Source organism: Methylocella tundrae, assembly GCF_901905185.1.
Classification (GTDB): Bacteria; Pseudomonadota; Alphaproteobacteria; order Rhizobiales; family Beijerinckiaceae; genus Methylocapsa; species Methylocapsa tundrae.
On the sequence record NZ_CABFMQ020000087.1, the window covers coordinates 45,421 to 57,255 of the forward strand.

Below are 11,835 nucleotides of genomic sequence, written 5' to 3' on the forward strand. Positions count from 1 at the left end.
TCAAGGCGCCCTGCAGCCGGGGAGAAAATCCGAGGGTGAAATCTGCAGCTCATAAGAATGCTCGGCCAGGGTTCTTTGCAGAACTTTGAAGACGCCGGCCGTCGCGGCTTCAGCCGCGCGCAGGAGGTCAGCCCCGTTGGCGAGATGAGCGACGAACAGCCCGGCGAAAAGATCGCCCGCGCCGTTCGGTTTGATCGGAAGCCGCTGCGTCGCGATGCGATGAAGAGCGCCGTGATCGTAGACGATGGTCTCGATGTGGCCGGCTGGCGTATCGATCAGCGTGCATCCCGTCACGACGAGGCGCATCGGCCCGCGCTGGCTGAAACCCGCCGCGGCGACGTGCAAATCCATGATGCTGCGCGCAGGCGCCTGCGTCAGAAGTTCAAGCTCGAACTGATTCGGCGTAATGATCGAGGCCGCTGGCGCAAGGCGGTCGCGAATGATCTCGATAATCTCCTCGGCGACGAAAACGCCAGGCCCGTCATCCCCGATCACGGGGTCGCAGATGTAAAGGAGATCGGGATTTCGCGCCTTGGCCCGGCCGATGAATTCCGCGACGACGGCGCCGACACGGGCGGAGCCGAGATAGCCGGTGAGCATTGCTTTGGAAGCCTCAACGAGCCCGCGCTCTTCGACGCCACGAAGGAGATCTTCGACGAGTGAAGGCTCCAGGACGCGCCCGCGCATCGTCGGATAGAGAGGATGATTCGAAAGCAACGTCGTCGGGACGGCGGCGACCGTCAGCCCGAGCGTCTGCATCGGAAAGGCCGCCACGCTATTGCCGACATGACCATGGACGACCTGGCTCTGGATCGAGATGACATGCGGCCCCGGGCCTATAGAGCCCGGTGGCTCCTGCCTCGCTTCAGAGCTCTCCACGTCCATATCCCGTAATTTGTCGTCGTCCGCTCTTATAGAGAGATTTGTCGCGATGGGCGAGCGCGCGCCGGACGTTCAGCGTCACGCGAGCGCCCTCAACCGCATGTCGGGCCGGCCAAAACTCTTGCGATAGTCAGCCGGCGTCACGCCGACATGACGCACGAAAGCGCGCCGCAAGGTGTCGGCGCTGGCGAAGCCGCAATGGGCGGCGACCTGCTTTGGCGCCTCGGCCCCTGATTCAAGGAGGCGCCGCGCAGCGTCGACCCGGGCGATTTCCACATAGGCCGCTGGGGTCATGCCGACCTCCGATCTAAACAGCCGCGCGAAATGGCGCGCGCTGACGCCTGCGCGCGCGGCAAGGTTTTCGACCGCGTGATCGCCGGACGGGTTTGCGGCGATCCAACGTTGCACCTCCTGTAGAGCGGAGCGGCCGGACGGCGCCGCCTCGCCCCGGCGGCTGAATTGCATCTGGCCGCCGGGGCGCTTGAAATACATGACGAGCTGACTGGCGATCTTCATTGCCAGATCGCGGCCAAAATCCTCTTCAACAAGCGCCAAAGCGAGATCCATGCCGGCCGTGACGCCGGCCGCCGTTCGCAGCGGTCCGTCCGCCAGATAGATGGCGTCCTCCTCGACGAGAACCGCCGGATAGCCGGAAGCCAGCTTTTTCGCCGCGGCCCAATGCGTCGTGGCGCGGCGCCCATCGAGAAGCCCAGCGGCGGCGAGCAGGAAAGCGCCCGTGCAGACGGAGCCATATCGGCGCGCTGCGAGCGCCTCGCTCCGCACCCATTCGAGCGTTGAAAGTTCGAATCGAGCCTCAGCCAATCCGGGTGCGCCGGCGATCAGCAGCGTATCCGAAGGCGCGGCCGGCTGGCCGACGACGAGGTCGGCAAGAACCTGAATTCCGGACGAACTGCGGATCGGCCCGTCGATGCTGGCGACCACGCGTAAACGGTAAGCCTCGCGGCCGGACTGCGCATTCGCCTCCGCAAAAACGTCGAGTGGCCCCGAGACGTCGAGCAATTGCACCCCGGGCATCGCAAGGATCGACATCAGCTTCATCGAAAATCGCCCCGCCCATGGCCGACAGGATCGCAATATGGCAGAATTCATCGTATTACGTCAATTGATGCCATCAAGCCCCTCCGCTTCAATGGACGGAACGGCGCGCACTGATCCACTGAAGGACAAAGCCCGCCGCCCATTAGACATCAGGAGGATGACATGTCGCTAGAGATCGCAGGCGTTAAGAAGCCTGACAGTAAACTTGCCCGGGAGATCACCGAACTGGTGCGGGACACCGAGTCCCCGTTGCTCTTTCACCATTCCTCGCGGGTCTTTTTCTTCGGCGCCCTCTCCGGCAATCGCAGAGGGCTGAAATATGATCCGGAATTACTTTATGCGGGCGCAATGTTTCACGATATGGGCCTGACTCACGCCCATAGCAGCGCAACCGAGCGTTTCGAAGTGGATGGCGCCAACACCGCGCGCGATTTTCTGCGCCGTCACGGCATTTCACAAAACGATATCGACATCGTCTGGACGGCGATCGCGCTGCACACCACGCCAGGCATTCCGCAACATATGAAGCCCGAAATCGCGCTCCTCACAGCGGGCGTCGAGATGGATGTGCTGGGGCTCGACTATGCGGGATTCAAAGATAGGGAACGCCAGGAAATCGTCGCCGCTCATCCGCGCGGCGACCATTTCAAGCAGGGCATCATCAACACGTTTTATGATGGAATCAAACACAAGCCGGAGACGACCTTCGGCAACGTCAAGGCGGACGTCATCGAATTCAAAGATCCGAGCTTCAGGCGCGGCAATTTCTGCAGCGTGATTTTGAATTCGGCCTGGCCGAGCTAACCCGCCAGACCGGCCGATCTACGACCAGAGCGCCTCGCCATCTCTACGGATGATGCGGGGCGTTCGCAGTCTTGCCCCGACCAGCAAGACTCATTCGGCGCAGATATATTGAAGAATGGTGCGGGCGGTCGGAATCGAACCGACACTCTGTCACCAGAACCGGATTTTGAGTCCGGCGCGTCTACCAGTTCCGCCACGCCCGCGAAAGCCGACGCTTTCGATTCGATCGAACAAGCCGTCAGCGTTTCTAATCCCTCTCCGTTAGCGGATTGCGCTGAGCCTCGCAACCTCGCGCAGCGCTTTTTTGGCTGCGCTTCGGTCAGCAAGCATTTTCCCCCGGCCCATTCATAGAGGTGTCGCTCCGCACAGATCGCAAGCGGCACAGGGGGCACTCTGGCGGTCTCGCGCTGGAACATTTTGCTCTTCTGACCACGGCATTTCGTTCATCGCTCAAAAATGCTCCGGCCATGCCGCGAAAGGAAATGGAGCCATGAAGAACGTCACGGTTGTAATCGTAACGACATTCGCGCTTGTGACGACGGCCATGGCCGTCGAGATCGCGCGGCGCCAGGCCTCGGTGGCGGATGTCGTCAGAGCGTCGGATGCGCTTAACGCGAGCGCCGCGGCGAGTGCTGCCGGGGCTCAGCCCGCAGCTCCGGCGGCCGCGTCCCAAGCCCTCGGCGCCACGGACGCCGCCATGACGGAGCCGGCCCTCCCAACGCCGTCGGCGGAGGCTGTCGCGCCCGAGCAGGCGCCCATGCGCGACGCCTCGCCTCTGACGTCCGTCACGATTTCCACCGCCTCCGAAACCGGCCCCGCCTCTGAAAAAGACCCCGGAGCGCAAACCACGCTTTTCACGATACCGCAAGGACCGGCCCCAGCCCTCGCAGCCGATGCTCCGCAAACAAAGTCCGGCGGCGAGAACGGAACGGCGAATGACGCCAAGGCGGCGATTGTCAAGCCGAGCGTCGCGAAGCCGGCGTCCCGGAAGTCCGCCACGGAAAAAGCGGGGATCGACAGGCCCGCGTCCCTGCCGTCGGCGCCGCCAAGCGACAGAGCTCATCGCGTCGCGACAGCCCGCTCCGAACACGATGCAGAGCAACCGGCGCGCGAGCGGCATGCGGCGCCCCGCTCTTTCCGTTATGCGAGATGGCAGGGCGGCGACAGCGCACATCTGCGGGCGGGCCCCGACGCCTATGGATTTTCAGGGAGCTTTGGCGGCTGCGTGTATCGTGGGGTGGTTTCGGTGACCGGCTATCGCATCGAAAGGTCATGCTAGAGCACGCTGGCTCCGCGCGACGCCGATTGCTCTTTCCCCCGTTATTTCACCAGATGATGTTCGCGAATATGCTTGCGCTGTCATGTTCGAAGCTGGCCTGACGGAACGGCGTGTAAAGAATTCTACTGGGCGCTCCAGGCCGCAAGCGCGTCATCGATCGCGCGCTCACCGGCCGGTCCCTTCTCAAACGTCAATTTGGCGATTTTGCCGTTGCTCAGCAGCATCGGCACGTCGATCCATCCGCGCGACTTCAAAAGATCGAGATTGGTCGCTTCCGACGGGCCGCGGTTCAAACCCACGAGAAAGGAATTATCCGTGATCGCGACAGGGACGCCGCTAAGGGCGTCGCCGGTGGCTGTGTCTTCGCGCCGCATCTGCGGCACGCTGATCTGCTGGACCCCGCCAAGAGGGCTGTCGGCGGGTTCAGTGAATTGAATTTTCATTGTGTGCGAGGCTGGCAGGCTGCTGTCGAAGTTCTTTTGCAGGGTCATCTCCGCCTGCAGCTTCTCCTCTGGAATGTCGATTTCAGCGTGGACCGCCATGCTGAGCGGATCGCCCGGCCCATTGCTGACATTGTCGACCTTCCAGACCACCACTCCAAGGTAAGTCTTCACTTTTGACTGCTCGTCGGGCGCCTCGACAAGAAGCGCGGCGCGGCGTGAGACGGGAGCCGTCGCATCGGGCGATGGGCCCTCCTCCTTTGTCGCGGAAGCGTCCGCCGCCGCGCGCGTGGATGACGAAGCCGGGGCTCCAGCCGACGACTGCGAGCCGACGCCGATGCGGTCGACGATCTTTCCATTTGAGCTTGCTTCGGGCGAGATGACCGGCGCGGCGGCCTTCTGGCGCAAATCCTCCGGCCGGTCTTTGAGCTCATAGGCGGCGATCGCAATGAGAAAAACGAGCAAGCCTAAAATAAAGCCAAAAATCCACAAACGCGGCGGCGCGGCGCTTTCGCGCGGCGGCTGCGGCGCAAAGGGGCGCTGCGCGTCCGCTCTCGGCTTCGCCAACGCTGACGGAAGCTGACGCGCCCCGGGGCGCTCCGGCGCAACGCCCGATTCGTCGTCGCCAACAGGCTCAAATGCGCCTGCGCCGTCCTCATAGAACGCGGCCGCGTCAGAGGCGCCGCCGTCAGATGACTTGGGCGGCTGAAAGTCGCGGTCGTCAGACCGGCGAGGCTCAAAGTCGTCCCCCTCGATTTCATGAAACCGCGCCGCTGCCGGCGCCCCATCGGCTGGCGCCCGCGTTTGAGCCGACGCCTCCGGCGGCTCGCCAGGCGCGGTCTCGGTTTTGGACGGAGAGACCGGAAAGGCCGGCGAACGAAGCGCCGGCGCAGGCCCTGCCGTGCGCCGGGCAGAAAACCCCTCTGGCCTTGCCGCCGGTGGAAAAAACGGCGGCTTGTCGCGGCGCACCTTGAAGAACATCGGCGGGCGCGGCGCCGCCAGCGTTGACGATGGTGCGGTCGTCTGCGGGGGTTCGGGGCTCGCTTCCGAAGCCGCCGCGTCGGACGGCGGCGGCGCGATGAAGCCCGATGAAGCCGGAGACTGCGGCGTCTCAGCGACAGGGGGCGTCTCTTGGGGCGAAGCGTCCTCCGCCGCCGGAGCGGCCTCGAGGCCTGGCGGCGGCGAAACGGGAGCCGCTTCGCTTGGCTCGGGCGGCGCCGCTACGTCGGCTGGGGGAAGCGCAGGCGCTATGGCCTCGGGCTCGGGCGGAGGCGCGAATTCTGTTTCGAGCCGCGCCACGGCGATTTCGAGAGCCGCGCTTTCACGGTCGATTTCAGCTTCCGGGATCGGCGGCTCAAGACGTCGCAACTGCCCGAGCAAAGCGTTGCGGGCGCGGTCATAGATGGCGCTCCGCGCATCCGGCGTTGGATCAGGCAGGCCTGCGACGGCCTTGGCGAGGAGCGGATAATAGTCAGCCATGTCCCGTTCAGACCATTCCAGCGCGTAGCCGTCAATCCATAAGCCGCTTATATCACGGGCGGAAAATCGATCCACACCGTCGCCGCTTCCTCAATCCCGGAAAGGATTATGCACGAGAATTGTGTCGGCGCGCTCCGGGCTTGTCGATAAAAGCGCCACCGGAGCCTCGATCAGCTCTTCGATGCGCCGCACATATTTGATCGCCTGCGCCGGCAGTTCGGCCCAGGAGCGCGCGCCTGACGTGACGCCGTCCCAGCCTTCCATCGTCTCGTAGATCGGCTCGACGCGCGCCTGCGCCGCCTGGCTCGCCGGAAAGCGGCTGACGCGCTCTCCGTCGAGATGGTAGCCGACGCAGACCTTGATTTCGGGAAAGCCGTCCAGAATGTCGAGCTTGGTGAGAGCGATGCCGTCAATGCCGGAAGTCTTGACAGTCTGCCGCACCAGCACCGCGTCGAACCAGCCGCAGCGTCTGCGCCGGCCCGTATTTGTGCCGAATTCACGGCCCCTGTCGCCGATGCGCTCGCCGACCTCGTCCAGAAGCTCGGTTGGAAAAGGCCCGCCGCCGACGCGCGTCGTATAGGCTTTGGCGATGCCGAGCACATAGCCGATCGCCTTGGGCCCAAGGCCCGAGCCGGTGGCTGCATTGGCGGCGACGGTGTTCGACGAGGTCACGAAAGGATAGGTGCCGTGATCAACGTCGAGCAGCGCGCCCTGCGCGCCTTCAAAGAGGATGCGCTTGCCGTCGCGCCGCGCGGTTTCGAGCAAATCCCATGTGGCGTCCATATAGGGCAGGATTTTCGGCGCGACGCTGGCGAGCTCCTCCCTGATCGCGGCGACGCTGACGGGCTCAAGCCCCAGCCCGCGCCGGAGCGGATCGTGGTGCGCGAGCAGGCGTTCAATTTTTTCACCAAGCGACTGCGGCTCGGAAAGATCCATGAGCCGGATGGCGCGGCGCCCGACCTTATCCTCATAGGCGGGCCCGATGCCGCGCTTGGTCGTGCCGATCTTGAGGCCGCCAGACGAAGCGGACTCGCGGTGCGCGTCGAGTTCGCGATGCAGCGCCAGAATCAAGGTGACATTATCGGCGATCTTCAGATTATCCGGCGAAACGGCGACGCCCTGTCCTTCGAGCTTGGCGATCTCGTCGACAAGATGATGCGGATCAAGCACGACGCCATTGCCGATCACCGAGAGCTTGCCGGGGCGCACGATGCCGGAGGGCAACAGCGCGAGCTTGTAAACCTGACCGTCGATAACCAGCGTGTGGCCGGCATTGTGGCCGCCCTGGAAACGCACCACAATATCGGCCTCGACCGACAGCCAGTCGACGATCTTGCCCTTGCCCTCGTCGCCCCATTGGGCGCCGACCACCACCACATTCGCCATTGATCCGGTTCGCTCTTAAATGATAATGCGCCGTTTGAGGGCTTGGCCTGGGGCCGGTTCGATCCGAAGTCGCAACCAGGCGCGAAGGCGTTCAAAAACAATCCCGGCGCTTGCGCCGGGCTGTTCCGGCGTACACAATCGCCGCGCGTGAGTAAAGCCGCCCGCGCGAGGGCCGTGCAACATAGGCGCGCGCTCTTGTCAGGCGCGAGGCGCTTTGCTATAGGGCGCTTTCTCCCGTCACGATCGACCTGCCGCGGGCCGCGATAGCGCTTCCGCCGACATTTGGCCGGCTCGCGTCGACAGGCCGATGGCCATAAAGCTTGCTAGCAGTCCAAGGATTTTCGATGAAAGCCGATATTCATCCGCAGTACCATCTGATCAAGGTCGTCATGACCGATGGAACCGAGTTCATGACCCGCTCGACCTATGGCGAGGCGGGCGCGACCCTGAACCTCGACATCGACCCCAAGACGCATCCGGCCTGGACCGGCGGTTCGGCGCAATTGCTCGATCGCGGCGGACGTCTGTCGCGCTTCAATTCGCGCTTTGGCGGCCTGAACTTCGGCAAGAAGTGAGCGCGGCGGCGAAAGTCGCCGAACTCACCGCCGACGAGGTTTGCGCGCTGCTCGGACTTGAGCCGAACGCGACCTGCGGCTTCGTGCGCGAGACCTATCGGAGCGCTCTGCCGATCGCCGCGGGCGGCCTTCCTGCGCCTTTCGACGGCGGGCGTCCGCTTGGCTCCGGCCTCTATTTTCTCGTCGCCCCGACGGCGCCGGTCAAGCTGCATCGCATCCGCAACGATCAGCTCTATCACTATTATCTCGGCGACCCGCTCGAGGTTCTGCTGCTCCGCGACGACGGCGCGGCTGAACGCATCGTCGTCGGCCCCGATCTTCGCGCCGGTCACCATGTGCAGCTGCTGATCCCCGGCTCGACCTTTCATACCGCCCGCGTCCTCGGGGAGCGGCGCTGGTTCCTCGGCGGGAGCACCGAATGGCCGGGGGTCACGCCCGCCGACGTTGAAATCGGCGACGCCGAGGCGCTCGCGGCGCTTTATCCCGCCTGCGCCAGCGATCTGCGCGCCTTCGTATGAGCGGAACGCATCCTTCTCTTTAAGCCTTTGTTTTGACGCATGATGCGCGTCCGGAAAGTCTACAACTTTCCGGTGTCATAGCGTTTCGTTTGGAAACGCCGCGCGCAAAAGCGCGATCTGGCCTTCCACCGGGCTCGGCGTCAGAGCGAGGGCCTGGACAGTTTCCGAGCGATAGATCAGCCCATCCAGATGGCGGATGCGCGCCTGAACGCGAAGCGACATTTCGACGAGTTCGCAGAGGCGCCGCGGCAGCTCCGACAGAAGGTCCTCTGTCGAAACGGCGTCCTGCCGCGACAGATGGATGCGGCGTTTTTCGCTCGACGCCTCGGCGCGGGTCAATTCTCCTTCATTGACTGCGCGCTGGAGCAACAGCCACGACGCAATCTGCATCAACCGCGTCGTCAGCCGCATGCTTTCAACCGCATAGGCGAGCGCGGCGGGGCGCGGCAAGGCGCTCGCCTCCTCGCGACCGGCGCCGTCGAGATAAGCGGCGGCGTCGCCGACGAGATCCATTCCTTCCTTGAACAGGCTCAGGAACTGGTCCGAGCCGACCAGCTTCTCGCCGAAGGACACCGCATTGACCGTTTTGATAAGCGACGTTTGCAACATTCTCGCGCCTGTTCCAAATTTTTGAAGCGTCAGCCCGGCTATGGATTTCCGAAAAGCTACGTCTTTCTGAGGATTATGACTCGTTTCCGCCGCGTCTCTTTAAGAGACCCGCAGCGGCGATGAGGCATAGTAGCGGAGAATTCCCGGCGCGGGGGCTTTACCTTTCGTTAGGCTTAACGCGCCGCCGTGCGCCGTGCAGGGCGAAGGCTTGGCGCATGTTTGGCCGCCTAGCCTTCGCCTGAGGTCCAGCGATTTCCCCCCCTGCCAGCCAAGGACGAACATGACGCACTCCCAGCAGCGACCGATGGTCTTCGTCGCGACGCCCTGTTTTGGCGGTCTCGTTTCCCAGCACTACATGCAATCGATTCTCAGCCTGATGCAATTTGCCGGGGCCGCCGGCTTCGACGCGGCGCTCGCGTTGCTCGGCCATGATTCGCTGATCACACGCAGCCGCAACACGCTCGTCAGCCAATTCCTGGAGACGCCCGGCGCAACGCACCTTCTGTTCATCGACGCCGACATCAGCTTCGATCCTGAACATATCTTTCACATGCTTAACTTCGACCAGGATTTCGTCGCGGGCATCTATCCTTTGAAAGTGATCGACTGGAGCGACGCGGCCATCCGGCGCGCCGCCACCAGGGGCGAGAGCTTTCAATCCGCGCCGCTCCTCTATGTCGGCTCGCTCTGCGCGGGGAAGGAACTCGAACGCCGCGGCCGTTTCGCCACCGCGATCTATTGCGGCGGCGGCTTCATGCTGCTGAAGCGTCACGTCATCGAACGGATGATCGAGGCGTATCCCGAAACGCGTTACGCCAGCGTGCATGCCTATTCCAACGCCGGCAAAGGCGCCAGCTATGCCCTCTTCGACTGCATGATAGACCGTGAGACCAACGCCTATGTCAGCGAGGATTTCGGATTCTGTCAGAGATGGCGCGACATCGGCGGCAAAATCTGGCTCGATACCGAGGGCAAACTCACCCATGTCGGATCGTATAGTTTCCAGGGCGACCCTCAGCCGCGCTATCTGGCCGCCCCCGTTGCGGGGCCGCGCGGCGCAAGCGAACCCATCGAAATGATTTGAATTCGCCGCGCCCTCGCTTTGCCCGACTGCGCCGCAAAACGATGGCGTGGACCGCGCCGGCCCAGAGAGAGAGGAAATCGGTGGAGCGTGCTGATTTCTTTGGTAGAGTTCTGAATTTGCGCGATTGCGAACTGAGGCGGAGGAGTCTCTAACATTCTCCCTCAAGGGTTTGCCCGCACAACCTCAAGCTCGTCTGTCGGCATTTTTGTCGAGAAAGCGTCGGCTGAGGCGAACCGCGGCCGCGCCTTGCGGCCGCCGCCCGCCAAATGTTCGGCGATAAGCCGCTCACCCAGTCTGCAACGCGACAATATTCCCGGAACATTTTGAGCGTCAGGCGTCGAGAATGATCAAGCCGCCAGGAATTCCATTTACCTAACCCTAATTCTGCGGGCAGTCTGTGACTTTTGCTGAAATACGTCAGTCAGCACCGCAATATAAATAGCTCTTCGCCAGCGATTTTTAAGCTTTGCATTCCAAGCGAGACTTTACAAAGTGGGCGCAAACTCGACATAAGGCGCCATGAGGAAGCTAAAGGGACGAGGCGATTTTTCAAACTCTCGCGCCGAGCCTGCACTCGGGATCGAAGCGGACTATGCCGCCGATGTTCCGGAGCCTTTCAACGCGGCGAAAGCACATTTTGATTATGGTCAAGATGTTTGATCCGTTCTAGAAGTCTCAACGACTTGACCTGAGGGTGGGTCTCGGCTGGGGCGCCGGGGCCTGCCCTGGGCCGGTTAACGGGCATTTGAACGCCGCGCCTGCTTCAGCATTTCCGGAGCTGGGCGGCATGGTGATTATTCCGGTTATGGGCGGATGAAATGAACATCAACAAAATCGGGGTGGTCGGCGCAGGGCAAATGGGCTCCGGAATCGCCCAAGTCTGCGCTCTCGCCGGCATGGACGTTGTCCTTAACGACATTTCGGAGGAGCGCGTCACGGCGGCCCTCTCGGTGATCGGATCGGGTCTCGCGAAACAGGTGGAGCGGCAGCAGATCGACGAGGCGGCTCGAGACGCGGCTCTGGCGCGCATACATCCCGGGATCGATTACGAGGCCTTTCGCGACTGCGACCTCGTCATTGAGGCGGCTTCCGAGAACGAGGAAGTCAAACGCAGAATCTTCACCAAGCTCTGCGCCTCGCTGCGCCCGGAAGCACTGCTCGCAACGAATACGTCCTCGATCTCCATTACGCGGCTCGCGTCGGCGACGGACCGGCCGGAGCGCTTCATCGGCATACATTTCATGAACCCCGTCCCGCGCATGCAGCTCGTCGAGCTGATCCGGGGCATCGTCACCGAAAATGAGACGTTCGAGGCGGCCAAAGAGCTGATTACGCGCCTCGGGAAGACCTTTACGGTATCGGAGGATTTCCCTGCCTTCATCGTCAATCGCATCCTGCTGCCGATGATCAACGAGGCGATCTACACGCTCTATGAAGGGGTTGGATCGGTCGAGGCGATTGATACCGCCATGCGGCTTGGCGCCAATCATCCGATGGGGCCGCTTCAGCTCGCCGATTTCATCGGGCTCGACACCGTGCTGTCGGTGATGCAAGTCCTGCATGAGGGACTTGCCGACACCAAATATCGTCCATGTCCCCTGCTCGTAAAATACGTCGAAGCCGGCTGGCTCGGCCGAAAGACGCAGCGTGGCTTTTATGATTACCGCAGCGGAACGCCCATCCCGACTCGCTGATGCGCCGAGTAAGGCGCTTCTCCACC

At 62.8% G+C, this 11,835-nt stretch carries 11 protein-coding genes and 1 tRNA gene; 6 read left to right on the forward strand and 6 right to left on the reverse strand.

Annotated features, from left to right (window positions below; all coding sequences use genetic code 11):
* Positions 1–879: a pyridoxal kinase gene (gene pdxY, locus MPC4_RS12595; protein ID WP_244628994.1), complete on the reverse strand. Its 879-nt coding sequence runs from the start codon at positions 877–879 to the stop codon at positions 1–3.
* An 81-nt stretch (positions 880–960) separates the two neighbouring features.
* Positions 961–1,941 (reverse strand): GlxA family transcriptional regulator, encoded by a 981-nt coding sequence (locus MPC4_RS12600; protein ID WP_174512818.1) that lies wholly within the window; start codon positions 1,939–1,941, stop codon positions 961–963.
* 162 nt (positions 1,942–2,103) lie between these two features.
* On the opposite strand from MPC4_RS12600, the gene MPC4_RS12605 reads away from it, so the two are divergent.
* Entirely contained in the window at positions 2,104–2,745 is a 642-nt protein-coding gene (locus tag MPC4_RS12605; protein WP_174512819.1) for an HD domain-containing protein, read from the forward strand.
* Between the two features lie 116 nt (positions 2,746–2,861).
* Here the strand turns inward: MPC4_RS12605 and MPC4_RS12610 are convergent.
* Positions 2,862–2,948: transfer RNA gene (locus MPC4_RS12610), tRNA-Leu, on the reverse strand.
* Between the two features lie 287 nt (positions 2,949–3,235).
* Here MPC4_RS12610 and MPC4_RS12615 point away from each other — a divergent pair.
* Positions 3,236–4,024 (forward strand): prolipoprotein diacylglyceryl transferase, encoded by a 789-nt coding sequence (locus MPC4_RS12615; RefSeq protein ID WP_174512820.1) that lies wholly within the window; start codon positions 3,236–3,238, stop codon positions 4,022–4,024.
* A gap of 122 nt (positions 4,025–4,146) precedes the next feature.
* Here the strand turns inward: MPC4_RS12615 and MPC4_RS12620 are convergent, their stop codons facing one another.
* Both MPC4_RS12620 and MPC4_RS12625 read right to left on the reverse strand, forming a co-directional pair.
* On the reverse strand, positions 4,147–5,943 hold the full coding sequence (locus tag MPC4_RS12620; protein ID WP_174512821.1) for a hypothetical protein: 1,797 nt from the start codon (positions 5,941–5,943) through the stop codon (positions 4,147–4,149).
* Between the two features lie 90 nt (positions 5,944–6,033).
* On the reverse strand, positions 6,034–7,329 hold the full coding sequence (locus MPC4_RS12625; protein WP_134487184.1) for an adenylosuccinate synthase: 1,296 nt from the start codon (positions 7,327–7,329) through the stop codon (positions 6,034–6,036).
* Positions 7,330–7,673: 344 nt separating this feature from the next.
* On the opposite strand from MPC4_RS12625, the gene rpmE reads away from it, so the two are divergent.
* On the forward strand, positions 7,674–7,904 hold the full coding sequence (gene rpmE, locus MPC4_RS12630; protein ID WP_134487181.1) for a 50S ribosomal protein L31: 231 nt from the start codon (positions 7,674–7,676) through the stop codon (positions 7,902–7,904).
* Positions 7,901–8,422 (forward strand): cupin domain-containing protein, encoded by a 522-nt coding sequence (locus MPC4_RS12635; RefSeq protein WP_134487178.1) that lies wholly within the window; start codon positions 7,901–7,903, stop codon positions 8,420–8,422. Before rpmE ends, MPC4_RS12635 begins: the two co-directional genes overlap by 4 nt.
* A gap of 75 nt (positions 8,423–8,497) precedes the next feature.
* On the opposite strand, the gene rcdA is transcribed toward MPC4_RS12635, so the two are convergent.
* Positions 8,498–9,031 carry a protease adaptor protein RcdA gene (gene rcdA, locus MPC4_RS12640; RefSeq protein ID WP_134487175.1) on the reverse strand — a complete coding sequence of 178 codons (534 nt, stop codon included), beginning with the start codon at positions 9,029–9,031 and terminating at the stop codon, positions 8,498–8,500.
* Positions 9,032–9,311: 280 nt separating this feature from the next.
* Between rcdA and MPC4_RS12645 the strand changes: the two genes are divergently transcribed.
* Both MPC4_RS12645 and MPC4_RS12650 read left to right on the forward strand, forming a co-directional pair.
* Entirely contained in the window at positions 9,312–10,115 is an 804-nt protein-coding gene (locus MPC4_RS12645; RefSeq protein WP_244628995.1) for a hypothetical protein, read from the forward strand.
* Between the two features lie 818 nt (positions 10,116–10,933).
* Positions 10,934–11,809 (forward strand): 3-hydroxybutyryl-CoA dehydrogenase, encoded by an 876-nt coding sequence (locus MPC4_RS12650; protein WP_174512822.1) that lies wholly within the window; start codon positions 10,934–10,936, stop codon positions 11,807–11,809.
* Positions 11,810–11,835 lie beyond the last annotated feature (26 nt).